Source organism: Marinobacter sp. LV10MA510-1 (assembly GCF_002563885.1).
Classification (GTDB): Bacteria; Pseudomonadota; Gammaproteobacteria; order Pseudomonadales; family Oleiphilaceae; genus Marinobacter.
Genome location: NZ_PDJA01000001.1, coordinates 3,747,419 through 3,774,406 on the forward strand (window position 1 = coordinate 3,747,419; position 26,988 = coordinate 3,774,406).

General features: G+C 52.4%; 22 protein-coding genes and 3 pseudogenes. 10 read left to right on the top strand and 15 right to left on the bottom strand.

Translation table 11 applies throughout. The features are described 5' to 3' along the window. Positions 1–72: 72 nt before the first annotated feature. The 9 genes and pseudogenes from ATI45_RS18095 to tnpA form a co-directional block, all read right to left on the bottom strand. Entirely contained in the window at positions 73–540 is a 468-nt protein-coding gene (locus tag ATI45_RS18095) for a DUF3015 family protein (RefSeq protein WP_228736009.1), read from the bottom strand. Positions 541–656: 116 nt separating this feature from the next. After that, positions 657–1,979, bottom strand: coding sequence for a DUF4105 domain-containing protein (locus ATI45_RS18100; RefSeq protein WP_179888430.1), 1,323 nt, complete (start codon positions 1,977–1,979; stop codon positions 657–659). Positions 1,980–2,175: 196 nt separating this feature from the next. Then, positions 2,176–2,481: a hypothetical protein gene (locus tag ATI45_RS22045; RefSeq protein ID WP_143751184.1), complete on the bottom strand. Its 306-nt coding sequence runs from the start codon at positions 2,479–2,481 to the stop codon at positions 2,176–2,178. 9 nt (positions 2,482–2,490) lie between these two features. Next, positions 2,491–2,850 carry a PEGA domain-containing protein gene (locus ATI45_RS18105; RefSeq protein WP_098421012.1) on the bottom strand — a complete coding sequence of 120 codons (360 nt, stop codon included), beginning with the start codon at positions 2,848–2,850 and terminating at the stop codon, positions 2,491–2,493. Between the two features lie 93 nt (positions 2,851–2,943). Then, a complete protein-coding gene (locus ATI45_RS18110; RefSeq protein WP_098421013.1) occupies positions 2,944–3,645 on the bottom strand; it encodes an ABC transporter ATP-binding protein in 702 nt (233 codons plus the stop codon). Between the two features lie 9 nt (positions 3,646–3,654). After that, entirely contained in the window at positions 3,655–4,431 is a 777-nt protein-coding gene (gene livG, locus ATI45_RS18115) for a high-affinity branched-chain amino acid ABC transporter ATP-binding protein LivG (protein WP_228706085.1), read from the bottom strand. 31 nt (positions 4,432–4,462) lie between these two features. Then, positions 4,463–4,594 (bottom strand): transposase, encoded by a 132-nt coding sequence (locus tag ATI45_RS18120; RefSeq protein WP_228706086.1) that lies wholly within the window; start codon positions 4,592–4,594, stop codon positions 4,463–4,465. Further along, positions 4,587–5,525: pseudogene (locus tag ATI45_RS18125) on the bottom strand (IS1595-like element ISMrsp2 family transposase). The gene ATI45_RS18120 and the pseudogene ATI45_RS18125 overlap by 8 nt, the downstream one beginning before the upstream one ends. A 62-nt stretch (positions 5,526–5,587) precedes the next feature. Then, positions 5,588–5,899: an IS200/IS605 family transposase gene (tnpA, locus tag ATI45_RS18130; RefSeq protein ID WP_228706087.1), complete on the bottom strand. Its 312-nt coding sequence runs from the start codon at positions 5,897–5,899 to the stop codon at positions 5,588–5,590. 60 nt (positions 5,900–5,959) lie between these two features. On the opposite strand from tnpA, the gene ATI45_RS18135 reads away from it, so the two are divergent. After that, the gene (locus tag ATI45_RS18135; RefSeq protein WP_228736010.1) at positions 5,960–7,285 is read left to right on the top strand and encodes an RNA-guided endonuclease InsQ/TnpB family protein; all 1,326 of its coding nucleotides are present in this window, start codon (positions 5,960–5,962) and stop codon (positions 7,283–7,285) included. 71 nt (positions 7,286–7,356) lie between these two features. On the opposite strand, the pseudogene ATI45_RS18140 reads toward ATI45_RS18135, so the two are convergent. Next, positions 7,357–7,938: pseudogene (locus ATI45_RS18140) on the bottom strand (DUF3382 domain-containing protein); the annotation flags it as partial. Beyond that, positions 7,938–8,647: pseudogene (locus ATI45_RS18145) on the bottom strand (ABC transporter permease subunit); the annotation flags it as partial. The pseudogenes ATI45_RS18145 and ATI45_RS18140, both read right to left, overlap by 1 nt. Positions 8,648–8,953: 306 nt before the next feature. Here ATI45_RS18145 and ATI45_RS18150 point away from each other — a divergent pair. Then, positions 8,954–9,451, top strand: coding sequence for a MarR family winged helix-turn-helix transcriptional regulator (locus ATI45_RS18150; RefSeq protein ID WP_007352601.1), 498 nt, complete (start codon positions 8,954–8,956; stop codon positions 9,449–9,451). Between the two features lie 62 nt (positions 9,452–9,513). On the opposite strand, the gene lon is transcribed toward ATI45_RS18150, so the two are convergent. Together lon and iscB are read right to left on the bottom strand one after the other, a co-directional pair. Continuing rightward, the gene (gene lon / locus ATI45_RS18155) at positions 9,514–11,964 is read right to left on the bottom strand and encodes an endopeptidase La (RefSeq protein WP_098421811.1); all 2,451 of its coding nucleotides are present in this window, start codon (positions 11,962–11,964) and stop codon (positions 9,514–9,516) included. 55 nt (positions 11,965–12,019) lie between these two features. Next, positions 12,020–13,363, bottom strand: coding sequence for an RNA-guided endonuclease IscB (iscB, locus tag ATI45_RS18160; RefSeq protein ID WP_098421016.1), 1,344 nt, complete (start codon positions 13,361–13,363; stop codon positions 12,020–12,022). 470 nt (positions 13,364–13,833) lie between these two features. On the opposite strand from iscB, the gene ATI45_RS18165 reads away from it, so the two are divergent. The 4 genes from ATI45_RS18165 to ATI45_RS18180 all read left to right on the top strand — a co-directional run bounded on the left by ATI45_RS18165 (position 13,834) and on the right by ATI45_RS18180 (position 20,252). Next, complete coding sequence (locus ATI45_RS18165; RefSeq protein WP_098421017.1) at positions 13,834–14,697, top strand: thioredoxin family protein; 864 nt, start codon at positions 13,834–13,836, stop codon at positions 14,695–14,697. A gap of 475 nt (positions 14,698–15,172) precedes the next feature. Next, positions 15,173–17,839 carry a pyruvate dehydrogenase (acetyl-transferring), homodimeric type gene (gene aceE, locus ATI45_RS18170; protein WP_098421018.1) on the top strand — a complete coding sequence of 889 codons (2,667 nt, stop codon included), beginning with the start codon at positions 15,173–15,175 and terminating at the stop codon, positions 17,837–17,839. Between the two features lie 13 nt (positions 17,840–17,852). Next, the gene (aceF, locus tag ATI45_RS18175; protein WP_098421019.1) at positions 17,853–19,550 is read left to right on the top strand and encodes a dihydrolipoyllysine-residue acetyltransferase; all 1,698 of its coding nucleotides are present in this window, start codon (positions 17,853–17,855) and stop codon (positions 19,548–19,550) included. A 180-nt stretch (positions 19,551–19,730) separates the two neighbouring features. Further along, positions 19,731–20,252, top strand: a complete 522-nt coding sequence (locus ATI45_RS18180; protein WP_098421020.1) for a DUF2478 domain-containing protein — start codon at positions 19,731–19,733, stop codon at positions 20,250–20,252. 78 nt (positions 20,253–20,330) lie between these two features. Here the strand turns inward: ATI45_RS18180 and ATI45_RS18185 are convergent, their stop codons facing one another. Together ATI45_RS18185 and paaX are read right to left on the bottom strand one after the other, a co-directional pair. Then, on the bottom strand, positions 20,331–21,530 hold the full coding sequence (locus ATI45_RS18185; RefSeq protein ID WP_098421021.1) for a DcaP family trimeric outer membrane transporter: 1,200 nt from the start codon (positions 21,528–21,530) through the stop codon (positions 20,331–20,333). A gap of 187 nt (positions 21,531–21,717) precedes the next feature. Further along, positions 21,718–22,650 (bottom strand): phenylacetic acid degradation operon negative regulatory protein PaaX, encoded by a 933-nt coding sequence (gene paaX, locus ATI45_RS18190; protein WP_098421022.1) that lies wholly within the window; start codon positions 22,648–22,650, stop codon positions 21,718–21,720. Positions 22,651–23,093: 443 nt separating this feature from the next. Between paaX and ATI45_RS18195 the strand changes: the two genes are divergently transcribed. The 4 genes from ATI45_RS18195 to ATI45_RS18210 all read left to right on the top strand — a co-directional run bounded on the left by ATI45_RS18195 (position 23,094) and on the right by ATI45_RS18210 (position 26,968). Further along, the gene (locus ATI45_RS18195; protein ID WP_098421023.1) at positions 23,094–24,254 is read left to right on the top strand and encodes an ABC transporter substrate-binding protein; all 1,161 of its coding nucleotides are present in this window, start codon (positions 23,094–23,096) and stop codon (positions 24,252–24,254) included. A gap of 76 nt (positions 24,255–24,330) precedes the next feature. Then, on the top strand, positions 24,331–25,206 hold the full coding sequence (locus tag ATI45_RS18200; RefSeq protein ID WP_098421024.1) for a branched-chain amino acid ABC transporter permease: 876 nt from the start codon (positions 24,331–24,333) through the stop codon (positions 25,204–25,206). Further along, on the top strand, positions 25,206–26,213 hold the full coding sequence (locus tag ATI45_RS18205) for a branched-chain amino acid ABC transporter permease (RefSeq protein WP_098421025.1): 1,008 nt from the start codon (positions 25,206–25,208) through the stop codon (positions 26,211–26,213). The genes ATI45_RS18200 and ATI45_RS18205 overlap by 1 nt, the downstream gene beginning before the upstream one ends. Then, a complete protein-coding gene (locus ATI45_RS18210) occupies positions 26,210–26,968 on the top strand; it encodes an ABC transporter ATP-binding protein (protein ID WP_098421026.1) in 759 nt (252 codons plus the stop codon). Before ATI45_RS18205 ends, ATI45_RS18210 begins: the two co-directional genes overlap by 4 nt. The last annotated feature ends 20 nt before the right edge of the window (positions 26,969–26,988 follow it).

A 26,988-nucleotide genomic window follows, 5' to 3' on the forward strand; every position in this document is an offset into this window, starting at 1 on the left:
CATTGTGTCTAGAAAAAAGTGCGCCATTACTGGCGCACTGATACCGCGATAGTTCCGTCTAATCTGGGGAGATTAGGATGCAACGTATTTGCTCAAAGTAGCGTCGCTCTCGAGCAGAGCGACAATGGCTCTAACAGTGTCGCCAGTATGAACATCTGACGACGGGAAGATCGTTGAAAAGTTTTTACGTAGGACTGCATAAAAAGCTGCGCGCTCGTTGTGCGGAATCTTTAATGCAACTGCCATTGCTTCCAAGTTCTCACCTTCGCCGCGAGAAATGTCAGCCGCAATTGCGGAGCCTCGAGCGTCAATGAGCATGGCCATTGATTGAACCCTTTCATTCGTACTGCAACCAGCAATGCCAAGAGTCATGCTTACAGTCTGAAACGCTGCGAAATTCGTTGTTGCAGCGGCAACGTGCGGAACAACCCCAGACTGTCCTTTCCATACCATAGCACCTACGCCGCAACCAGGCTGTGCGACAGCTATCGATGATGTGCCAAAAAATATTACACTAGCCAATAAAAATTTTATCTTCATTGCAAGTCCCTCGTCATATCGTATTTTAAGTTAACGCAGACATTAGCTTAGTAGAATTGCCAGTAAAGTAAATTCTCAAAAACACTTTTTGCATCAGCCAGTGGCGTATTTTCAGTTCAAAAAAACACAGAAATTCCAGCATGAAAAGTATCAGCTCTGACATTTCTTTGTATTTCTAATTGTAATCGTTTGTCTATCTTGTATTTGAGGTCGATTTTTAAGGGCTTTTTGGCTTCAGTTTTTAACGAATTTTTAGGGTTGTGTGTCATAGATAAGAGTATCGGACCATAAGTAAGATAAATTTTGCTTTCGATCGATAGTTTAGTGTTTGATTCTTTTGCTGAGGTTTTTATATTAGGCTGCGCTGATAGTATTAAATTAGGTGTGGCAAAAGATAGACCAAATGATCCCCAGCTCAAATCGGACAAAGATCCTTGGCCGTTTAAGTCTCGCTTAAAAGTTGAACCAATTGACCAAGATGTATTTATGTAATTGATAATATTTTTCGCTTTTAAAGATTCAATTTCCAACGGTTTTATTTCTTGAAGTTTGAATGAATTTTTAGTTTTTATTAATGAAGTTTCAAAAAAAATTAGCGAGTTTCCATTTGACAATCTGCTATTGTTTGGCGAGTCTATGGAATTGTAGCCTGGGCGCAAAGTTATCTTTCTTGCGGATCTATCTTTTCCTGAAACGTATTCGATGCCGAATTTTCTAGGGTAAAGATTCAAGCTGTTTTCTATTTTTTTTATAATTCTTTCGCTGTTTTTCGTTTCCTCGTCTGAGTAATATATTGTCGCTTCCATTATTTCTGGTGTGATAGTCTTTATAGCGCTTTTTAAAGTGTCTATTGGATATATTTTAAACCCTGGCTTTCTCGTTTTTAATATGTAGGAAGCATAAAGGGCTTCATAAATTTCAGTGGAACAGTTCGTTGAAAAAAATTTATATGGATACGTGATATTTTTCAATTCGATTAGGTGAAAGTACAGGCTTGTTGCCTCATTTCTCGATAAATTAAGGTTCACAGAAATAAGCTGTCTAGACTCAACTTTTGTATATTTTTCAATGATTGGGTGAAAAACATCCTCGCGGTACCGTCCTTGGAAACCACCATTTATCCCTTGGCGTATTGTTTCAATAGAGGATTGGCTACTTTGCGTGTCAGCAGTAAAAGAAAATGTATGACTAAAGTATGGGTCACCAATTCCAAACTCATAATTTATAAAAATATGGCCAAAGAAAGACATAGGCGTTTGGTTGGTGGCACTTGCAAAAATAAGAGACACCTCTAGCTGATTTGACTTAAGAGGGTTTGCAGATTTCTCGTTAAAACAATGATCTACACTGAATTTCCGATTTAATTGTGTGACCTTTTTTAACCAGCTGTACCTTGCAGGAAATCGGCAGCGATTGTCAGGTGTATTTTGGCTAAGCATAGCCTCTAATTCAGAGTAAAGAGTGATCTCTGTTGAGAGGTAAAAGCTTTTGGGCTTCCTCTTCTGTTCGTCGAGAAGATAAAGTAGACGAGATATCTCTACGAATTCCGTAGATGATATTTTATTGAATAAGATATCAAGTTTTTCGTTTGAATATGCAGGTTGAAATATTAAGATGGAATAGAATAAAAAAAATCTATTTAAGATTAAAATTAGAGTTTTTGATACTCCAGTCGTCGATTGCATTAACTAGCTCTTGGCGGGTCTGGCTTTCGTGAATTAATTTTTCAATAGGACAAACTGCTAACGATTTGTCAATACAAAGTAATTCTTTTAGCGCTTTTATTTTTGATCCTTGTTGTTCACTTATGGCGCTATCACGTTTAAGTGTTTCAAAATTTAGATATGCAAAGGTTTTCCACTTATAAAATACACTTTCATTAGGGTAGACAGAAAAGCTTGCACCGAGAATTAATGTCAAGAATACAAGCTTTTTTATCATGTAGTGGGTCTAGCTTTCTGGATCAAGCTCAAAGAAATAAGCGTTAGGCTCATATTCAAAAGCTGCGCCAGTAATCATGTCAGTAGTGCTAAGATCCCAAAAAATGTTTAGCAGGCTCACAGGGTCGTATTCTTTAGTTAGGTCACGACTAACAGTTTTGTAGCCATCTTTTGTGATCATTACACTACTTTTTTTGTTTTTAGTTAAACGAATGGTCATTGGAGTAGATCCAATGCGTTCGCCATCTATGAATATTGCGGCACCATTTGGTTCGCTCTGGAACGTTACTGGCTGATTCGTCCCTTTAATGACTGTGCTGCAGCCAGAACTCAGAATCAGCGCCATTAGAATAAAAGATAGTTTTTTCATTTAAATTCCGTGTTAGATATTAAATTTTTTGCATACTGACGATTAACTTTCCAAAATGCAATAAACAATCGCTAAAAGCGGTAAAACATCCATTCACCCGCCCAGATACGCTTCCCGCACTTGCGGATTCACCAGCAGGTTTGCACCTGTGTCATGCAGGCGAATGCGCCCGGTTTCCAGTACGTAACCGCGGTCGGCTAAATTCAGCGCCTGGTGGGCGTTCTGTTCTACCAAAAATACCGTCATGCCGTCATCGCGCAGTTTGCCTATAATCTCGAAAATCTGTTTGATAATCAGCGGAGCCAGGCCCAGGGACGGCTCGTCCAGAATGATCAAACGCGGTTTGCTCATGAGCGCGCGGCCAATGGCCAGCATTTGCTGCTCGCCGCCAGACATGGTGCCGGCGCGCTGGCTTTCCCGCTCTTTCAGGCGCGGGAAAAGTTCGTAAACGTGCTCCTGGCTTTTGCGAATTTCTGATTTGGTGTTGAAAAAACCACCCATGTGCAGATTTTCTTTCACCGTTAGTCCGGAAAAAATACGCCGGCCTTCGGGCACTATCGCAATGCCGGAGCGCATGATTTGCGAGGTCGGTTCTTTGGTGATGTCGCGGCCTTCCAGCACCACCCGGCCAGCACTGGCCTGGGGGCTGCCGCAAACGGTCATCAGCAGTGTGGTTTTGCCGGCGCCGTTGGCGCCGATCAGCGACACAATTTCGCCCTCATTTATTTCAACCGATACGCCGTGCAGGGCTTCGATTTTGCCATAGTGGGTGTGTACATCTTCCAGTATCAACATGGCTGGTCCTCAGGCCTCGCCCAGGTAGGCTTTGATAACGTCTTCGTTTGCACGCACTTCCTGCGGTGTTCCGCTGGCCAGTGGGCGGCCCTGGTTAATCACCGTAATTCGGTCGGAAATATCCATTACCAGGTTCATATCGTGCTCAATCAGCACCACCGACACGTTGTAGTCTTCTTTCAAGCTGACAATCAGCTGGTTCAGCTCCAAAGTTTCCGCCGGGTTCAAGCCGGCTGCGGGCTCGTCCAGCATCAACAGCTGCGGTTTGGTGACCATGCAGCGCGCTATTTCCAGGCGCCGCTGCTGGCCGTAAGACAGGTTCCCGGCATCAACGTTGGCCTGTTCCAGCATGCCTATCCGCTCTAGCCAGTAGGCGGCGCGGTCCAGAGATTTGCGCTCGCGCTCACGGTAGTTCGGCGTTTTTATCAGACCGGCCAGCAGGTTGGTGTTCAAGTGCCGATGCTGTGCCACCAACAGGTTTTCCACCACCGACATTTGAGTAAACAGCCGCACGTGCTGAAACGTGCGCACCATGCCCATGCGCGATATTTTGTAGTCCGGTTTGCCCTGAATCTCCTTGTCCTGAAAGATGATCTTGCCACCGCTGGGCTTGTAAAACCCGCTCATACAGTTAAATACGGTGGTTTTACCGGCGCCGTTGGGGCCAATAATAGAGTGAATTTCCCGTTCCTGAACATCCAGACTTACGCCGTCTACCGCCAGCAGTCCGCCAAAACGCATAGCCAGGTTTTGTATTTTAACGAAATGAGCGGAATTCCAATTCAAAATCTCTGATTTAGTGTTGGATGGATAGCGACTATTTTGGTCGGTCCTGGTTCTCAATGTAGGCACGGAGAACGTCGATCGGCGCCCCACCCACTGACAATAAGCAGTACGATCGGCTCCACAGTGCGTTTGTGCCCCCGTAAAACTCTTCCTGATTACGCATAAGAGTCAGCCATCTTTAGCAGCCTATAGGGCATAGGCGGTGTCCGGGCTGCTAATGTCAGGAACCGCGGAAGCATGGCTTTGAGATCGTAGCGCCGATTGAAGCGGTATTCGAACTCAGCGAGGTAGCGAGGGGCATGCTGCTCCCGGATAGCGTGGTAAGTGCCAGTGATCGCGTTCTTAACGTTGCCGAGCAGGGTGTTGACCCAGTTGAACTCAGGATTTGCCACGCTGGCACGACCGCCTCCGGTGATGTGGCGCTCGTGGACGCAGGTGGCCGTGTCAAAGGCCCGGAAACAGTTGAGACCATCGCTGACAACGTGGCTTCCGGGCGCAATGGCCTGTTGGCCATAGCGACGCACCTCGGCCAAGGTAAAGCCACTCACACGGCGAAGCTGAACCCGCATCGGGTGGCCCTCGCCATTGGTTTGCACCGCAGCGACAAAGGGGAATTTATGCTCGGCACCACGACCTGGTTTTCCCGACCGTTCGCCGCCCAGATAGGCGTCATCAATCTCGATGCGGCCGCTGAGCCTCTCTCCCTGTGCGATCGTGCATGACCTGCAGCACCTTGTGTTTGAGCTTCCAGGCCGTGTTATAAGTGACACCGAGATCCCGAGACAGCTGCAATGCCGAGAGACCGCTCTTACGCTGGGTCAACAGATAAATGGCCAGGAACCAGGTGGTCAACGGCAGGTGAGTCGCATGAAAGATCGTGCCGGCGGTCAGTGACGTCTGATGATGACAGCGATGGCACTGGTAATGCCCCTCGATAGCCGGCAGCCGGTAGCATTGCCGCAGTCAGGGCACACAAATCCCTTGGGCCAGCGGTGCTGGAAAAGGGCTTCCTGGCACTGTGCTTCTGTGCCGTATTGCTTGAGAAAAGCCGGCAACGACAGGCCGGGCTGGAACTGGATTGGGTTACGTGCCATGAGATTGCCTCCTGTACTGTATATAACATCAGCATATACCAGAATGGCGGCAGCGTGGCTGATTAACGTGAGTAATCAGGAAACTCTTTGAGCTGAGCGCCATACTCCTTTTTGATCATTCGGCTGCTGACGGTTTTCAGCGTGTTGATCAGTTTTGCCGGTGTAACCATCGGGTGAAGCGTGATCAGTGCGTGGATGTGATCGGCTTCGCCGTTAAATTCGTCCAGACCGCAATCATCGGCGCTTAACAGTCGGATGAACTCATCTTCAAGCCAGAGCAGCATCTCGTCATTCAGGCACTTGTTCCGATATTTGGTCACCAACACCAAATGATATTGGAGTTTGTAAATGCACGAGTTGTGACTTCTTTTCATCGAAAATTTACACTGTATAAACGATTGACACCAATTTGGTCAAGCCGTAATATTATCAACATGAACAACGAGAAATCAACCCACATTCGCACCCAGCAAATCCTCATTCGAAAGAATCATGAGGCGTTTCGCGGGGCCAGCGTTTGCACTCAGATTGTTCGCCGAATTAAAAACGCCACCTCCTATGTAATGCAGCACCATCCTGACGGCAAAGATCAGATGCTGTCGCATCGCGACGCTGATAAATGGCTGAAGAGAAACAACTCGGAACTGTACGCCAAGCTCCCATCGGCCATTGCCCAGCGGAGCACGCAGATTGTCGGCCAGGAATGGAAGGCGTTTTTTGCCGCCTTATCGGCTTTCAAGAAAACACCTTCAGCCTTCAAAGCCCAACCGAAGAAGCCTGGTTACGCCCACAAAGCGGCCACCGTCCACATTGGACGAAACGGCTTCAAGTTCGTTGACGGGACTCTGCACTTTGCCAACGGCGTATTGCCACCGATCAAGACGCAGTTTCAGTTTTCGCAAAAATGGAACGCATCTGTCGGCGACACCGTTGCGCTTGAGGTGCGGATCGTACCCAAGGGCAACTGCTTCATTATCGAAATCGTTTACAACGCATCAAAGATTGTAGAGGCGGGCCACTTTTGCCGTCTTCTCGACACATCCCGCAAAGCCGGAATCGATTTAGGCATCAACAACCTTATCGCTCTCGCAACCGATCAGCCGGGCGTTCGCCCTGTTCTGATCAACGGTAAAGCGCTGAAATCGATCAATGCCTGGTACAACAAACGTGTGGCCAAACTTCGCTCCCAAGGCAAATACGCCCACATTCGCGCCGTAACCAACAAGCGCAATCGCCGGATAAAAGACCTGTTGCACAGGGCCTCCAGCAAGGTGATCGCGTATTGCCTGGAGAACAACATTGGCACGCTGGTTATCGGTTACAACAAACACTGGAAGCAGGAGGTCAACATTGGCCGCGTGAATAACCAGAAATTTGTCGGTATTCCGCATGCCATTCTGATCTCTCAAATCCAATACAAGTGCCAATCCCTCGGCATCACCACCGTTATTCAGGAAGAGTCGTACACGTCCAAAGCCTCTGCTTTGGATAATGACTTCCTGCCGGTTTACGGTGAAAAGCCCAAAAACGTCTTACCACTGTTCAGCGGAAAGCGAATCCGCCGAGGGTTGTATCAAAGCAAACACGGGATCATAAACGCCGACATTAACGGTGCTCTTAATATCCTCAGAAAAGCAACGGGTGAGGCCTTAGGGCTAGCCTGTAAGGGGTGCGTGTCCAACCCCATAACGATGGATCTTTTGCCCAGAAAATCCGTTGTTATTAGAAGGGAAAATACTGCGCAGCCGATGGCCGCGTAGTAGGTTTACCCAGATACCAACTCAAAATCTTCGATTTAGTGTTGGTAATTCACGCATTGCCTGTTACTCCTGCGTTGCCTCAGCACCGGAAAACCCAAAAGCAGGCCGAATAGCCCTGCCAGCAAAGCCCCCAGGGGCAGCGCCATCCAGAACGAGATGCCGTAATACTGCGATAACAAGGCAAAGGTATAGGCGCCTACAGCGTAAAAAGCCACGTAGCCCAGGTCCAACAGGCCAGCCAGACCAACCACCACGTTCAGGCCCAGCGCCAGTATCACGTAAATGAGCACCAGGGTGGCCAGATCAACCGCGCCGCGGGACGAGAAAAATGGCCAGAACAAAGCCACAACCACTAGCCCGGTCAGTACCCAGCTTTCCAGTTTTGCCCGTTTTTTTTGCTCCATGGGCTTACGGCCGGTCAGTGGGTTCAGGTCGTTCACAACGCCCAGTTTGGCCATCACGCTGTCACGGAAAAGTTGGAACAACAGCACCACTAAGGCCGCGCATGCAATGGCGATGATGGTGGTGGCGTCGGTACCGGTGAGGACAATATTGATCCCTTCGGCTTCCAGATTTAGCCCTAGAATGGGGTAGGAGATAACAATGGTTACGATGGCACAAAAGAGTGCGTGCCGAACATTGGAAGCAGCCATCAGATTTTTTCAACCTCCGGTTTGCCCAGCAGGCCGGTCGGTTTGAACAGCAAAATCAGGATCAGCAAGCTGAACGAGATAACGTCTTTGTATTCACCGCTCAGGTAGCCTGAAGTCATGCTTTCAGCGATGCCCAGAATGAGCCCGCCCAGCATCGCACCCGGAATGCTGCCGATACCGCCCAATACCGCTGCGGTAAACGCTTTCAAACCCGCGATAAACCCAAACAGCGGGTCAACCGAACCGTAGTACATGCCCAGCAACAGGCCAGCAACCGCCGCCAGTGCGGCGCCAATAATAAAGGTGGCGGAGATGATGCGGTTGGTGTCTATGCCCAGCAGGTTGGCCATGCCCAGATCCTGAGATACGGCGCGACAAGCGCGACCGGTGCGTGAGCGCGATATAAACGTCGACAGCACGGTCATACAGATCAGGGTGGTTACAAGATGGTGATTTGCATGTACGACAGCGACATCTGGAAGGCGCCTTCCGAACCAAAATTGAAACCGCCTTCGATCAGTAGGGGGAAGCCAACGTTGCGGGATCCCTGAGCCAGATGCATGTAATTTTGCAAAAAAATGGACATACCAATGGCGGAAATCAGCGGGATCAGGCGGTGCCGACCGCGCACAGGCCGGTAAGCCACTCGTTCTACTGCCCAGCCCATCGAACTGGATACAAGGATGGCGCAAACCAGAGCCACAACCAACCTGCGCCCAGCAGGGCAGCGGATGCGGCGATGGCTGCTACGAGCTTTTTAACGTTACTTTTCATTATTAGTTTCCTGTAATCAGGGTTTTATTGTAATGCTCAGGCATTAACAAAACACCACCGCTTGGTTGTTGTCAAGCGGAGGCTATGCAAGGGCGTTATCTTGTCGTGAAACTCGCCGTTTGTCTTCTATTTGATGGCTGTCAGGCTATATAAAAGTTGGTGTTGATTGATGGTTTTTGCCGCGGATCGTGATATAAACAACTCTAAATTTTAGTGGTATAAGCATGGCAGGGGCGGCGCGTTGACCAATTATGACGAAGTATTAGTAGCATTACGCCGGGTAATCCGCGCAACAGACCTGCACTCAAAACGATTGAGCAAGAGCGCCGGTCTGACCGCGCCGCAGCTGTTGATTATGCGGACCATACGGGATTTGGGCCAGGTCACTATTGGCACCATCGCTGATAAAATCAGCCTTAGCCAGGCCACAGTAACCACTATTTTAGACCGGCTGGAATTGCGCAAATTGGTGTACCGGGTGCGCAGTACTCAGGATAAACGCAAGGTACACGCCCATCTGACGGAAGCCGGCGGCGAAATTTTGGCCCGCGCGCCCAACCCGCTGCAAGAAGACTTCATCAAAAAATATCAGGCCTTGGCGGAGTGGGAACAAACCATGATTCTGGCCTCGTTGCAGCGAGTGGCTAATATGATGGACGCAGACCACATAGACGCATCACCGGTTCTGGATGTAGGCCCGGTACTGCGTGAAGATGGCTGGAAGGAAACCTCTAAGTAAGTCTGCCTGGTGGTGTGGCAAGTCGAGGCCGCAGGTCAGGATGAAAACCAGCGGCCGGTGCGTTAGTGCATAACCGCGCCTTTCTTTGGCTGTTGGCCAAAGCAGACCTGAAACACATCGCTGTAGTGTTTCGCAAAACTGACCGCAATGCCTTCTTTCAAGTACCCCGGTAGCTCGTCATAATCGCCCCGATTAGCCTCTGGCAGTATCAGCTGGTTGATCTTCTGCCGCCGCGCGGCAATCACTTTCTCCCGTATTCCCCCGACTGGCAGTACCTGCCCGGTTAGCGTCAGTTCGCCGGTCATGGCGATGTTCTGCTGCGGCGCTTCACGGCGGGCAATTGACAGCAGCGCCGTGGCCATAGTAACGCCTGCGCTTGGGCCGTCTTTCGGCGTCGCGCCTTCCGGCACGTGCAGGTGGACCAGAGATTTGTCGAAGAACACCGGGTCGCCTTTGTAGCGTTTCAAGTTAGACGCCACAAAGCTGTAAGCAATCTCGGCGGATTCGCGCATTACATCCCCCAGTTGCCCGGTCAGTTTGAAACCGCGCTGGCTGTTGTGAATGCGCGAGGCCTCAATGCTGAGCGTAGCGCCGCCCATAGCGGTCCAGGCTAAACCGGTCACCACACCAATGCCTTTCATGGATTTTTCTTTGCGGAATATAGGCTGCCCCAGGTATTCCTGTACGTCGGCAATGCCAACGCGAATGGGTAAACCGGGATTTCCCAGCAGTTTTACGATGCCCTTGCGGATAATTTTGTGCAGCATCTTTTCCAGACCACGCACCCCGGCTTCGCGGGCATAACCCTCAATCACCTGTTTTATGGCGGCGTCAGAAATGTTCATCTGCTTTTTCAGCAGCCCGGCGCGTTTCAGCAGTTTCGGTAACAGGTGGTGCTTGGCGATCGCCAGCTTTTCTTCCGCTATGTAGCCAGACAGGCGAATCACGTCCATGCGGTCAAGCAGCGGCCGCGGAATGGTATCCAGCTGGTTGGCGGTGCAGATGAACAGTACTTTTGACAAGTCCATGCGCACATCCAGATAGTGGTCCAGAAACTCGCGGTTCTGCTCCGGGTCTAGAGTTTCCAGCAGGGCAGAGGCCGGGTCGCCCTGATAAGACGCGCCAATCTTGTCGATTTCATCCAGCATAATGACCGGGTTGGCCACTTTTGTGTCTTTCAGTGCCTGCACGAATTTTCCGGGCATGGCGCCAATATAGGTGCGGCGATGGCCTTTAATTTCGGCTTCGTCACGCATGCCGCCAACGCTAAAGCGATAGAACTTGCGCCCCAGTGCTTCCGCCACCGAGTGGCCAATAGAGGTTTTGCCCACGCCTGGCGGGCCGACCAACAGCAGGATGGTGCCGCTGACTTCTTTTTTGAAACTGCCCTCGGCCAGAAACTCGATAATGCGGTTTTTCACATCGCCCAGGCCGTCGTGGTCTTTGTCCAGAATCTGCCGCGCCTCGGCCAGGTCGAAATGATCCTGTGAGTGCTGGCCCCAGGGTACCTGGGTTATCCAATCCAGATAATTGCGGGTAACGCCGTATTCCGGCGAGCCCTGTTCCAGAATCCGCAGTTTTTGCAGTTCTTCATCAAAACGTTCGCGCACCGCTTCGGGCGGGTCCAGTTCCGCCATGCGCGCTTCAAAACGTTCGGCGTCGGCGGTTTTGTCGTCTTTCGACATGCCCAGTTCGCGCTGAATCACTTTCAGCTGTTCTTTCAAAAAGAACTCACGTTGGTGCTTTTGTACTTTCTGATTCACTTCCGCACTGATTTCCGATTGCAGCTTGGCCACTTCCAGCTCTTTACGCATCAGCAGCAGCACTTTATCCATGCGTTGCAACAGCGGCACGGTATCCAGTACTTCCTGCAATTTCGCGCCAGGTTCGCTGGTCATCGAGGCGCCGAAGTCGGTCAGCGGGGAACTGTCTTCCGGGCCGAAGCGCGTCAGGTACTGCTTCACTTCTTCGCCGTACAGCGGGTTGGTGCGCAGCAGCTCCTTTATGGCGCTGATAACGGCCATGGTATAAGCTTTGGTTTCGTCCAGATCTTCAGCAGGTTCTTGCGGGTATTCCACTTCAACCAGGTAGGGTGGGCGGCGGCGCAGCCATCGCACAATGCGAAAGCGCTGTAAGCCCTGGGCAATAAACTGAACCTTGCCGTCTTTTTGCTGGGCGTGGTGCACGCGCACGGCGCAGCCCATGGTGGCCAGCTCTTTGCTATCAGGCACGCCCTTTTCGCTGGCCTCGTTGTCAACGTAGCAAATGCCCAGCATGCCGTGATCGGTTTCCCTCACCTTTTTCAGGGTTTCGTGCCAGGGGTTTTGATTCACCATGACGGGCTGCACCTGGGCGGGAAAAAACGGCCGGTTAGACACCGGCAACAGATACAGGCGCTTGGGCAGCGTCTGTTCAGACAGTGCCAGGCCTTTGCTGTCTTCGTCTTTGCCTATGTACTCGGTTATATCGTCTTCGAGCTGTTCCAGAGAGTCGTTGCTGTTGTCGTCTGTCATCATTTTGCGCGGGATACCCCGTCCTTCAGGTCGGGGAGGGATAGCGCGTCGTGCGTTAGCGCGACTCGTTTTTCCTGCCTCCCTCCTCCTTTGGTTGGTTGGGTTGGATGTGATAGCCGTAGCCATCCGCTCGCTGGGTTAAAGCACAGTGGCGATGAGATATTCCTTGAATAGCACCACTACTTGTCTGGATATTGAAGCTGCCGGTTTTACGAACCGCCACACGACCCAACCAGGTGCCGGCTTTCGTGCCTGTTGGCACAACGGCTCGCACCATGTCGCCGGTCTGAAACCCTTGGACTTTCTTCTGGCGCATCAGATAGCCACGAGGGAAACCGTATCTTGTGAGTCTGGTACGCTGATAGCTGCCACGTCCGGTGGCTTTGATCGCCAAGGTTGGAACGTTCCAGCCCTCTACGATCTCGACTTCTCCGACGCAAGCCGCATCCAGCGCGTGTGTCTTTGGAATTTCCAGTCTCTGCCGATTGAATTTCGTGCGACCGCCGGTACCCACTTCAACAGACAGACCCATTTGCTTCAGTGTCTGATGCAATGCCCACCGGGTGGAGTTGACCGCTGAAGCGTCTCTTAGGGGCTTTTTGCACTGTTCAAGGATGCGATCCGGCCTGGCCTGGTGGTTTTTCAGCCGCTTGGACGATGCAAAGAAATCAGCAAGTGGCTGCCTGCCTTTCTCCCGATTGCATGGCCCGCACGCCAATGTCAGGTTGCTGATCCGGTTCGAGCCACCGTTGGCTTTTGGGTCGATATGCTCAATTTGCAGCGGCGTGTCTTTGTCGGCGCAATAGGCGCACTCGCGCCCCCACTTCTCCAGCAGGTATTCACGGATCTCGTAGCCGAGCAAGGTGCCTTGCTGGTACTCGACACCGCTGACTTCCGGGTTTTCCATCTTTTGCGTATCAAACCGAACCAGTTCCTGGCTGATAGATTCAACCGGCACCAAAGATCGAAGCCGATTCACCAAACTTTTCGTGGTATCCACCCGGTGTTGCAGGCTCGGGGCCAGCCAGCCCCTGGGCTTGGTTCGATTCAGGAATCTGGGTGCCCGGTACCTGAGCTGGCTGCGACGACGCCGGCGAAACGCCCGACGTTGCTCCAGAGACTTGCTGATCTGGCGACCGCGATGAGCCAACTCCATTAACGCCAGAACGTGTTGCTTCTGGCCGCTTTCTCGAACCACTGCAATCCCGCTGGTTTTGCTGCCGGGATCGATCTTGATACGGACCGGCTGTGTGATGCCACCGGCACGGTCTTTCAGCCGGATCGTAAACGGATACGCACGCACCACCAAGGCTCGACCACGGCCGAGCAAAAGCCGTGAGCGCTTTTCCGAGCACGGCATTAGTGGTTGCTTGCATCTATCCAGTACGAAGACCGACATCGTTTTCCTTTCAATGAATGCCCTTACGGGCCTTGTGACGCGAATCTTGCGATTCGTCTCCCCTCGGGAATGTCCGTGACCGGCTCCTGCGATGTCGCAGCGACTCACACCTTCGGCGTTTTACCTTTCGCCAGCATGATCTGAGTCTTCCAGAGCGCCGAACTGAGGAAGCATTCGGCGGTGAGTCTTAACGACCTGTCACGAACGTAGCGGGTTGGTTACCGCTTTCCCTGGTCAACCTGGCTTGCAGCGTGTTCTCTACAAGCCCCGTCCTTCAGGGCGGGGTAGTTGACGCTACTTGGCTTCCCGGTACTGGGTGTGTTCGGTGTTTAGCGTTTGATGTTTACTTGCTGCCAAAACTCTGATTTTCAAGGCCGCTCACTTACCTGTTGACCTGCTCCTCTTGAATTTCGCCGCCGGGCTCCCCATCTTAGCTGTATCTATACACAGCGACAGATTCAGGTGTCCCGATGAGCAGCTCTCCTTATAGTTTCGAAGCCACAATGGAAAACTTCCAGCAGCAGGTGATGGAAGCCTCTTCCACAACACCCGTTCTGGTAGACGTATGGGCGGAATGGTGCGCGCCTTGTAAACAGCTGATGCCACTGCTGGAGAAGTTGGCCGATGAGTATAAGGGCGCCTTTTTACTGGCCAAAGTGAATGCTGACCAGCAAGAACAACTTACGGCTAGCTTGGGTGTGAAAAGTTTGCCGACCGTTATTTTGGTGAAAGATGGCCAGGCGGTAGACGGTTTTAACGGCGCGTTAGCGGAAAGCGAGATCCGCAAAGTGCTGGACAAGTACGTGGAGGCGCCCGCCGAGGACCCTTACGAAAAAGCTCACGGGCTATGGGAAGAGGGCAATCTGGATGGCGCCCTGGCCATTTTGGGCGACATGAACCAGAAAGATCCGGAAAACCTGAAAGTGCTGATTGATCTGGCTCAGATCAAAGCCGAGATGGGTGAACTGGACACCGCCGAGCAAATTTACAACAGCCTGCCCCCGGAAGAAAAACTGCAGCACCAGGCCAAACAGCTGGCGGCCCGCATCAAGTTTTTAAAACAGTCCGCGGAACTGCCTCCCCAGACCGATCTGGAAATGGCTCTGGAGCAAGACCCAAAAGACCCCAACGCACTGCACATGCTGGCGCTGCATAACGTGTTAAAAGAAAACAACGCCGAGGCCATGGAGCTGCTGATTCGCCTGATGCAGGTAGACAGCAAGTATAAAAACGAAGTGGCCAAGACAACGCTGGTGGAGCTGTTTGAAAAGCTAGGCAATAACAATGCCGATGTGCGTACCTACCGGCGCAAGCTGTATACATTGATGCACTAGCTGTATACCTTACGATGCTCTAAACAGCGATGTAGCCTTGAAGTAAAAAACGGGTTTACCTCACGGTAAGCCCGTTTTTTGCATATTATTCAAAGTGAAACCTGGAAGGTTTAAGTTTACACACGAAATCACGTAGAGTTAGCAGTGTTCGACCTTGGTCGGGTGTGACTTGTCTAGAGGGTGTAAAAACGTCATTATTCCGTAAGGAATCGAAATTAACCCCCGTTTTTCCAGATTTTTTGAGGGTTAACCAAAAAATTCCGATAAATTGTAGTAAAAAAACTACAATACCAATTAATTCCAGAATCAGGTTGCGATCTTAAACGCAAAATGTGAAACCTGTTCTATGCTTGTTTATGAATAATTAATCGGCGCTACGGCCCCAACGCCGCAAGCCCAATGACTGACTCAGCAGCGCAGCCCGTGATAAACGGCGACTGGGCCGCATTTATATAGATGCCTACGGGAGGATTTGATGTACCAGGACGACGATCCGATTGAAACCACGGAGTGGATTGACGCGCTCGAATCACTGATCGAGCAGGAGGGTGTAGACCGAGCCAAGTACATTCTGGAACGCCTTTCCGAGCGCGCCAGTCGCGACGGCACACAGTTGCCGTATGCCATCACCACGCCATTCCGTAATACTATTCCGCTTGCACAAGAAGCACGCATGCCGGGTGACCTGTTCATGGAGCGCCGTATTCGTTCCCTGATCCGTTGGAACGCCATGGCGATGGTGGTGCGTGCCGGCAAACGCCCGGGTGATCTGGGTGGTCATATTTCCACCTTCTCGTCTGCGGCCACGCTCTATGATGTAGGCTTTAACTATTTCTTCCACGGTGGCGACGAAAAGCGCGAGTCAGACCTCGTGTATTTCCAGGGCCACGCCTCGCCGGGCATTTACGCCCGTTCCTTTTTGGAAGGCCGGTTTGAAGAAGCGCAGCTAGACAAGTATCGCGAAGAAGTCGACGGCGGCGGTTTGTCATCCTATCCGCACCCGTGGCTGATGCCTGATTACTGGCAGTTCCCCACGGTGTCTATGGGCCTGGGCCCGATTCAGGCCATTTACCAGGCCCACATCATGAAGTACCTCGACAGCCGCGAGCTGGTCGAAATGGAAAACCGCAAAGTGTGGTGTTTCGTTGGTGATGGTGAATGTGACGAGCCGGAAACTCTGGGCTGTATTTCCAAGGCTAGCCGTGAAAACCTGGACAACCTGGTGTTTGTGGTGAACTGCAACCTGCAGCGCCTGGACGGCCCGGTGCGCGGCAACGGTAAGATCATCCAGGAACTGGAAGCCTCGTTCCGCGGTGCTGGCTGGAACGTAATCAAAGTGGTTTGGGGTCGCATGTGGGACCCGCTGTTTGAGCAAGACGAAGACGGCACCATGCAGCGCGCCATGGACGAAGTGGTTGACGGCGAACTGCAGGCTTTCACCAACGGTGGCCCGGCGGCAACCCGCAAGCAGTTTTTCGGCAAGTATCCGAAGCTGGCCAAGATGATTGAAAACTGGACCGACGACGACATTCAAACGCTCAATCGCGGCGGCCACGACCCGTACAAAGTGTATGCGGCTTACAAAAAAGCGGCAACCGAAGCCAATGGTAAGCCAACCGTTATTCTGGCCCACACCATCAAAGGTTATGGCTTTGGTGCCGCTGGCGAAGCCACCAACACCGCTCACTCTCTGAAAAAACTTGATGTGGAAACGCTTAAATCATTCCGTGACCGTTTCGCGATTCCGGTGAAAGACGAAGAGCTTGAAGGCGTGCCTTACTATCGCCCGGCGCCCGACAGCCCCGAGCTGGTGTACATGAAGAAGCGCCGGCAGGATCTGGGTGGTTTCCTTCCCAAGCGTCGTAAAGACAGCCAGCCTCTGCAGATTCCTAACCTGGACATCTTCAAGCAGGTGCTGGAAGGCTCCAACGGCCGTGAAATCTCCACCACCATGTCGTTCGTGCGCATTCTGAGCGCGTTGATAAAAGACAAGCGTGTGGGCAAGCGGGTTGTGCCGATTGTTCCTGATGAAGCCCGTACTTTTGGTATGGAAGGCATGTTCCGCCAGCTGGGTATTTATACCTCGGAAGGGCAGAAGTACGTGCCGCCGGATCGCGATCAGATCATGTATTACCGTGAAGACAAAAAGGGTCAGATTCTGCAGGAAGGCATCAACGAAAGCGGCGCCATGGCGGCCTGGATTGCGGCTGCTACATCGTACAGCAACAACAACTTTCCGCTGATTCCGTTCTACGCGTTTTATTCCATGTTCGGTTTCCAGCGCGTTGGCGGCCTGACTTGGGCAGCTGGCGACATTCAGGCTCGCGGCTTCCTGATTGGCGGCACCGCAGGGCGTACCACCCTGAACGGCGAGGGCTTGCAGCACCAAGACGGTGACAGCCATATTCTGGCCAACACCATTCCTAACTGCAAAGCCTACGATCCGGCTTACGCCTATGAAATGGCGGTGGTGATTCATCACGGCATGAAGGAAATGTACGAAAAGAACACCAACGTTTATTACTACATCACCATGGAGAACGAGAACTACGTTCAGCCAGCGATGCCGGAAGGTTGTGCAGATGGCATCATCAAGGGCATGTACAAGTTCAGTTCGGTGGAAGCAAAAGGTAAAGGCAAAACCAAGTTGCGGGTTCAGCTGCTGGGCTCCGGCGCTATCCTGAACGAAGTGAATGCCGCTGCCGAGCTGTTGAAAGACGATTGGGGCGTAAGCTCTGATGTGTGGAGCGTAACCAGCTTTAACGAACTGGCCCGTAACGGCCAGCACGTAGAGCGCTGGAACCTGATGCACCCGGATGACAAAGGCCGCAAAGCCTATGTTACCCAATGCCTGGAAAACCAGACGGGTCCGGTTGTGTCGTCTACCGACTACATCAAGCTGCACTCTGAACAGTTACGGGCGTTTATCCCCAAAACCTTCCTGACCCTGGGTACGGATGGCTTTGGCCGCAGCGACACTCGTGAAAAACTGCGTGATTTCTTTGAGGTTGATCGTTACCACGTTGCCGTAGCAGCGCTGTCTGCTCTGGCGAAAGACGGCGAGATCAAGCACGAGCAGGTTCTTGAAGCCATGCGCAAATACGGAATCGATCGCAACAAACCGAACCCGGCGCACCGCTAAGGAGGAGACCGCTATGAGCGAGCAAGAAATCAGGGTCCCCGATCTAGGCGGGGCAGATGAAGTTGAAGTTATTGAAATACTGGTCAGCGCCGGCGACTCGGTGGTCGAAGAAGATCCGATTCTGACGGTTGAAACCGACAAGGCATCGGTCGAATTGCCGTCACCGGGCGCGGGTAAGATCGTAAAGATCACCGTTAAAGTGGGCGACAAGATCAAAGAGGGCGACGTTGTTGGCATGCTTAGCTCTGATGGAGCGAGTTCTGATGGCGCTTCAGATGGCTCTTCAGGTGACAGCAGCGCACCAGAGCCTGAGCCCAAAGCCAAAGATGACGCACCGGCTAAGTCTGACGACAGCGCCAGCAAGCCGGCGCCGCGGAAAAAATCCGGCGGCACGCGCACAGAAACCGTGAAAGTGTCTGGTCTGGATGGTTTCGACAACATCCCGATTATCGAACTTAACGTGTCTGAAGGCGACGACGTTGACGTCGAAAGCGCGCTGGTTACCGTGGAATCTGACAAGGCGACCATGGAAATTCCATCGCCCTTCGCCGGCAAAATTGGCAAGATTCTGGTCAAAGAAGGTGACAAGATTTCCGAAGGCGACGACCTGCTGGAAATGATCATCACCGACGATGGCGCAGATGACGGCGACGACGCCGACGATTCAGCCCCGGCTGATAGCAGCGATGCTGACAAGAAGCAGCCCGCCGCGCCCGAGCAGCCGGCTGCGGCTAGCGACAACAAGGCCAAGCCTGCAGAAACCGGCTCTGTGACTTATGAGGCGCCCGTCGCTGGCAGCAAAGTGCACGCTGGCCCGGCGGTTCGCAAGCTGGCCCGTGAACTGGGTGCAGACCTGGCCCGCGTGAAAGGCTCCGGCCCGAAAAGCCGCATTGTTAAAGACGACGTGCACGGCTATGTGAAGGCTCAGCTGCAGCAGGCACAGCAGGGCGCCGTAGTGCCTGGTGCCGGCACTAGCGGCATTCCTGGTGTGAAACTGCCAGACTTCAGCCAGTTTGGTGAGGTTGAGCGGGAAGGCATGTCACGCATGATGTCGGTTACGGCGCTGAATATGCACCGCAGCTGGCTGAACGTGCCACACGTTACCCAGTTCGAAGACGCCGACATTAGCGACATGGAAGATTTCCGTAAATCATTGAAGGCGTTGGGCGAGAAGAAAGGCGTGAAAATGACGCCGCTGCCGTTCATGCTTAAAGCCTGTGCCGCGGCTCTTGCTGAACTGCCCCAGTTCAACGTAGCCCTGGATATGGACCGCAAAGAGGTTGTACACAAGAAGTACATCCACATCGGTATTGCGGTGGATACGCCCCACGGTTTGATGGTTCCAGTGATTCGTAATGTGGACCAGAAAGGCCTGTGGGAGCTGGCGGCAGAAAGCGCAGAACTGGCGGGCAAAGCCCGCGACAAGAAGCTGAAGCCGGCAGAAATGCAGGGCGCCTGTTTCACCATTACCAGCCTTGGTGGTATTGGTGGCACGGCCTTTACGCCAATTGTGAATACGCCGGAAGTGGCGATTCTGGGTGTGTCCAAAGCGGCGATGAAGCCGGTTTGGGACGGCACGGCTTTTCAGCCACGGCTGATGCTGCCGCTGTCGTTGTCTTACGATCACCGTGCGGTGAACGGGGCAGACGCAGCGCGCTTTACCTCGGCGCTGGCTCGGCTGATGGGTGATATTCGTACCCTGTTGCTCTAAGCGAGAGTGAGGGGGCCGGGTGCTTAACCGCTCCGGTCCCTGACATAAAGCAACCGCTTTGGCGGTGCAAGCCAGTACACTGGTGATACGTTGGGGCGCAGAGCAATCTGCGCCCCTTTTGTGTTTTACAACACAGGTGTTGTTGGTAGAAACACCTGTGAACGCCTCAGGACGGTTCCAATGGCACAACAACTTCAGCTGGCGGCGATTATCTATGATAACGACAGCCAGCCCGTAGACGCGCTGCTGCACAGCCTGGCGAATCATTACAACCGTAAAGGCATTCGCGTGGCGGGCCTGGCCATGGCGCTGAATGACCAGGGCCTGCGCCGTGAGCCCATGGCGGTGCAGGATGTGGAAACCGGCACGGAATACTCCATCGCCCAGAATCTGGGCAAAGAATCGCAATCCTGCTGCCTGGATCCGTCTGGCCTGGCGGCTGCAACCAGCGTTTTGCGGAGGGCACTGAATAATCCGCCCAGGCTGGCCATTGTGAATCGTTTTGGACAGCAGGAGATTGACGGCAAAGGTTGCCGTGCCGAATTACTGCAATTGTTGGAAGCGGGGATACCGGTGCTAACCGTGGTGAAACGGAAATTTTTGCTTCAGTGGCACGAGTTCAACGGCGGTGCGGCAACGGATCTTGAGTTTTCAGAGAGCGATGCCAGGCAATGGTGTGACGGGGTGTTTAATCAAGGTTAAGATTTAGCGATCGCCAGAAACAGAAAACCCCGCACAGGGCGGGGCATCTGGTTTTCTAGTCAGTGACCAGCGATCTTTTTAGAAGTTGTACTGCGCTGCAAACAGCAGGCGGTTAGCGTCTGTAGACGTGCCACCTTGAGATTCCTGATCCAGGTAACCGTATTCAACACCCATCATTACGTTCTTGACGGGGGTCCACATGTAGTTGATCAACACGTTCTGGTTGGTTTCGGCTGTTGTTGTCATGCCAGTATTGACTTTAACCGCATCATCTAGGTCCAGCGTGGTCATGCCGTAGCCCAAGTTGACGCTACGGCCACCCCCCAGATCCATGCTAACACCAACCGAACCACCATAACCTTTGATGGTTTCAACATTGTTACCGTCTAGGTAAGCGCTGTCGCCGTAGTAGTTCGAGCCAGAGCGCCATAAGTATCCGCTCGCACCGTCGGTGTAGTTAACTGCACCCTGTACCGAAAACATATCGCTTAGCTTCAGTTTCAGTGCGCCAAATGCGCCGTAGCCAAATGCGCTATCATCATTGACACCATCATCGACAGTGATTTGATTAATGACGGCTGCTGCAGAATATGAAAGGTTGCCACTCGAATCCTCAAATCGTGCGGTGAACGCAGGCATAGACGTCCGGCCGTTGGAGTTGGCTTTGGGTGTTGTGAGACCACTAACAGGGTCAAGTTTTGCAGCACCCGCCGTGTCTCTATCATAATCGCGGACACCTTGGCTGCTAGGATCTTCAAGAGAAAAAGACATAGGGCCAGTGGTGTAACGAATCTGCTCAGCGCGATCTTGCGAGCCTGCAGTACCGGCTAGGCTGTCAAAATCCAGTGTTGGCGTGTTGCCAACAAAGCTCAAATAGTTGGACCAGTTGCGGCCGGCCATAAAGCCATTGTACTCGCCATAAGCGTGGCGCATTCTGAGGCTGCCCGGGCCGCTGCCGCTGCCGCGAAAGTCACCTTCAACCGTGATGGCAACACCAGAGGCGTGTTTAACTTTAACACCCAGACGGGTCTGCTGTACGTCGGCGCCAAAATGGCCTTCCACGTCTTCATTGGCGGAAGGAGCAAATGAGCCTGCGCGGGTTGAGACAGCGCGTTCACCGTTCAAATCGTAACTCATGTTCAGGCGGGCATACCCGTAAAGACTGGCTTCAACATCATCACCGACATTCAGTGTTAACGCATTGGCTTGACCGGCCACTGTCAAAACAGCCACGGCCGCAGTCGCACGGATAGCGATTCTTAATTTGTTGCTTTGCATTGTTGTTAACTCCACATATTGTTTTATTGTTGTCAGACTCGGGCACTAAGTTAGTTACCAAGCGTACATAATTCAATAACTATTTTTTGTTTATTAGACTATCGTCTATTTTCTTTGGCTGTTCGCGTTAACCCGAAAGTGGCATTTCAAGCTGACCCTATGGCTCCTAACGCAAGGGTAGAAGGCGTCAGCTGTGCACATCCAACCCCCCAAAGCGGCGATAGAACCCAGCCCCCGAAGCAGGCAGCGGGCCGGATGCATTTTCCAGGTTGCAGGCCAGAAATTGGTCCGAGCGCGCATAGATGGCTATGTAAAGATTTCGGCACAGCTGCTTTGCACTGCGCCCTTCCCAGTCACTGGGCAACAGCTCATCAGGCAGTAAAGGGTCGCGCAGCAATATTTTTCGGTATTCGTGAATGAGTAAAAGCCGTGCGGCCAGGCAGTCTTCGGGGGTGAGGTTGTCGTTATGGTTCAGCTCTTTCCACAGCGGGCGAAATTTTTCCAGAAAGCGTTTGTAGCGCAAACCCAGCTCGTCCAGATCCCAGCTTTCTTTAACCTGCCTGCGCAGTGCTTTTGAATTCCGCGGTTCTATGGGGTGGGTTTGCATCACAATGGCGTCATCGGAGGCGCCCCAATCTTGCAATAACGGGGTTAATTGCTCGGGCTTGAAGCGCGGGTGTTGCATGATGGCAGGCGACAGATTGCCAAAGCCCAGCCATTTGAGCTCCTCGCGTACTTTTAAACGCAGGTCGGGTTCGAGCTGATTTAGCAACACCAGGCACCAACCGCCGTTCCAGTCGTCATCACCAATGCTGTAAACCTGCTCAAACGCCTGCCGGAAACGCCGGAGACCGTCCCCGGTTATGCTGTAATAACTGCAGCGACCCACTTTTTCAATTTGCAACCAGCTGTCTTGCACCAACCGGTAAACCGAGGTTCTGACCAGGCGCTCGTTGATGCCCATAGGCGCGACCAGCTTCATCAGGCTGCCTAACCACACATTACCGCCGCGCGGGTGGATAACATCGCCATAAATGGTAATGATCAGAGAACCTGCACGTACCGGGCGTTTTTGCTGAAATTCCTGTATCAGACTGGCAAGCTGACTTTTTGCTGACATGTTCTTCTCTTAGAAGGTTTTCTGGCAGCGTTCGGCGCCATCAGAGTGCTTAATAGTACGAGGAATGAACCTTATCTCTCCGGCGTCATCAGGTAAAGGCGGCGGGCCAGGTCATCATCGCGCACTTTCTGAGCATTCATCTAAGCTACAGGTGATAATCGAAAAAAAGCGGCCAGTACGAGCGCCGCAGTTGACACCGACGTAATGATACAATATTTTCCAATTGCACATATTGTTGGTATCGTATTCTGCTAGTGGAGTGTTGTAAGCTCTGTTTTTGAAGCAAGATAGCGGGCATATAGCATTAATGAGAGAGGCTTCCAGGTGGGGTTAAGTGATACGAAAATGCTCAACTCTGTCTTGAAAACTTGTTGTAATAGTCGGTAAATCAATCGCATATAAAACAAAATGGTTCCGACCTTATTCTGTGGAGAAAAAAAACAATGAATGGAACACTGGCTCGTTATACGAAGAAATTTTTAGCCATCACAGCGGCTGGACTGCTGGCGATGAGTGCCCAGGCTGCCGATCCCATCCGTATCGGATCTTTTTTGTCAGTCACCGGCCCTGCATCCTTTCTGGGCGACCCAGAGCTAAAAACCCTCGAAATGTACGTTGAGAAGATTAATAAAGAAGGCGGAGTACTTGGCCGCCAGCTTGAGCTGATTCATTACGATGACGTTGGCAATGCCTCTAAAGCCCGTAACTTCGCAAGCCGGCTGATTCGTTCAGACCGCGTGGACATCATTGTGGGCGGCAGTACCACAGGTGCCACCATGGCGGCTGTGCCGATGATTGAGCAGGCCCAGATTCCTTTTATCTCGCTGGCAGGCGCTACGGTTATTACAACGCCGGTGAAGAAGTGGGTATTCAAAACGCCGCAGTCTGACCGGATGGCGGCAGAACGTATTCTTAACGACATGAAATCCCGGGGCCTGACCAAAATTGGTCTGATTTCCGGTACCGGTGGCTTTGGCAGTTCCGGTCGTGAACAAACGCTTGCTGTGGCCAAAGAGATAGGCGGTATTGAGGTTGTGGCAGATGAAACCTACGGTGGTTCAGACACCGACATGACCGCGCAGTTGACCAATATCCGCAGTACCGACGGTGTTCAAACCATTCTGAACTTCGGTTTTGGGCAGGGCCCTGCCATTGTTACCCGAAACTACGCCCAGCTGAGTATTGATCTGCCATTTTACCAGTCCCACGGTGTTGCTTCTGACGGTTTTCTCGAACTTGCCGGCGATAGCGCCGAAGGCCTGAGGTTGCCCGCATCGCCTTTGCTGGTTCCAGACTCGCTGCCGGAATCCGACCCTCAGAAACCGATCGTAGAAGCGTACAAAAGCGAATACGAAGCTCGCTGGAACGCTAAGGTGTCCACTTTTGGCGCCTATGCCTATGACGGCTTGATGCTGGCCGTAGCCGCCATCGAAAAAGCCGGCACCACAGATAAGGCAGCCGTGCGCGACGCCCTTGAAAGTATTCAGGGCCACGTGGGCGTAACAGGCACCTACAATATGTCTGCCGATGACCATAACGGCCTTGCTGCTGATTCCTTTCGCATTCTGGAAGTCCAGAATGGTGGCTGGAAGTTGGTCAACTAAACCTTTCTCATCCGTATCATAGGTTGGCATCCGCCTTTCGGGGCGGTAGCCGGCCGCTGCGCGAGCGGACCCGATTATGTTCTCTGAATTTCTGCAGTACCTGTTTACCGGTATCACCATTGGTGCTACCTACGCCCTGATCGCTTTGGGCTTTACCCTTATTTATAACGCCAGTCATGTGATCAACTTCGCCCAAGGCGAGTTTTTGATGATTGGTGGTATGGCCACCGTGTCTTTGACGGCCATGGGTGTGCCCATGTTGCTTGCGATCGTGTTGGCGGTTGTTCTTGCGGGTGTGATGGGTATTGCCCTGCAGCGCCTGGCGATTGCGCCGGCAAAAGATGCGAACGTTGTCACGCTGATCATTATTACCATCGGCGCGTCTATTTTTATCCGTGGTTTGGCTCAATTGGTGTGGGGCAAAAAGTACCACGTGATGCCTAACTTCAGCGGCGACGAACCGATTGAGGTATTCGGTGCTGTACTGAACAGCCAGAGTTTGTGGGTGCTGGGCGTGGGTGCGGTGCTGGTAGCGGTATTGGTGTATTTTTTCACCCGCACCATGACCGGTAAAGCGATTCTTGCCACTTCCATGAACAAAGACGCCGCCCGCCTGGTGGGTATTCGTACTCAGATGGTGTTAATGCTGGCGTTCATGGTGTCTGCCCTGTTGGGTTCAATCGCCGGCATTGTGGTCGCTCCCATTACGTTCACTTCTTACGATATTGGCATCATCCTTGGATTGAAAGGCTTTGTGGCAGCGGCCATTGGCGGCCTGGGTAGTGGCGTGGGCGCCGTTGTGGGTGGTCTGGCACTGGGCGTGGTTGAGGCCATGGCAGCGGGCTATCTGTCGTCTGATTACAAAGACGCGGTGGCCTTTTCAATGATTCTACTGGTGTTGTTCTTCATGCCCCGGGGCCTGTTTGGCGCCAAAGTTGTGGAGCGGGTGTGATGATAGCGAAACTCTCTGAATTCCGTTTGAAGGGCTTGGTGTTTTTGGCCATTGTGGTGTTTGCTTTGCCCTTGTTCATTTCCAACCCCTTTCATTACAGCCTGGCCACGCAAATCGCGTTGATCGCCGGTGCCGTAGTGGGACTTAACCTGCTGGTAGGCTTTGCCGGCCAGATCAGCCTGGGTCACGCCGGCTTTTTTGGTTTGGGTGCCTATTTTAGCGCAATTATGACCAGCAATTATGGCTGGTCTGCCATACCGGCGCTGATTGTTGGCGCTATTGGTGTGGGCATTATTGCCTGGGTGGTCGGCCGCCCAATTTTGCGCCTGAAAGGCCACTACCTGTCTATGGCGACCCTCGCCGTGGGCTTCATTATTGCCATTATTCTGAATAATGAACGGGAGCTTACTGGCGGACCTGACGGTATGCCGGTACCTGCTTTTGACGTGTTTGGCTGGGAGCTCAGCCCGTTTGGGCAGTACTCCCTGTTTGGCATGGACATCAGCGGTGACCTGGCCTGGTACCTGTTTGCCGGTGTGGTGCTGTTGGTAGCCGTCTGGCTGGCACAGAACCTGATTGACTCGCCTATTGGTCGCGCACTGCGCTCGGTACACGGCTCAGAGGTTGCAGCCAGTGTGGTGGGTGTTAACACCACGAAGTATAAAAGCCTGGTGTTTGTCATCTCGGCGGTTTACGCCAGCGTGATGGGTGCGCTTTACGCGCATTTTCAGGGCTTTATAACGCCCGCAGTGGCAGGCTTCGAGTTTTCCATTTTGTTGATCACGATGGTGGTGCTGGGCGGCATGGGTTCGACCATAGGCGTAATCATTGGCGCCGTGGTGTTGGAGCTACTGCCGCAAGTGCTGGCCGATTTCCAAGAGTTTGAGATGGTGCTGTTTGGTTTGATTTTGATGCTGACGATGATTTTCATGCCCAAAGGGCTGCTTCCAACGATCGCCAATTTCTTTGCAAAACGACGCGCAAAGTCTGCCGGAGGTGACGCATGACGGCCCTGGTGGAAGTGAACAACCTGTCCAAGGCGTTTGGCGGTGTGCACGCTGTAGAAGGCGTGAGTTTCGCGGTAGACGCGGGGCAGGTGTATTCAGTAATTGGGCCGAATGGCGCTGGTAAAACCACGCTGTTTAACCTGATTACCGGTCTCTACACGCCCACGGGGGGCGACGTAAAGCTGAACGGCGAAAGCATCGCAAAACTGGAACCCAGTCAGCTAGCGGAACGGGGTATGTGCCGCACCTTTCAGCAGATGCAGATTTGCATGAATATGACAGCGATCGAAAATGTGATGCTGGGCCGTCACCTGACCCTGAAAAGCAATCTGTTGACCACGCTTTTCCGCTTGCCGGCGCTGACCCGGGGTGAAAAAGCTGCCCATGCTAAATCGGCTGAACTGATGGAGTTTGTGGGTTGTGGCGAGTACATCAATGCCGAGGCTTCAGCAATGTCTTACGGTGCGCTGAAACGACTGGAGATTGCCCGCGCGTTGGCGGCAGAGCCGAAAATTATTCTTCTGGATGAGCCCGCAGCTGGCTTGAATGCGGTGGAAACTACCGCACTGGAGGAGTTGATCCGCAAGATTGCCGAGCAAGGCATTACTGTAATGTTGGTAGAGCACGACATGAAGTTGGTAATGAACATTTCGGACCGTTTACTGGTGCTTAATTACGGGCGTGTGCTGGCGGAAGGCACACCGGAACAGATTCGTGCTAATCCGGACGTGATCGCAGCTTACTTGGGCGGTTAAACGGAGCGAGGAATAATTAC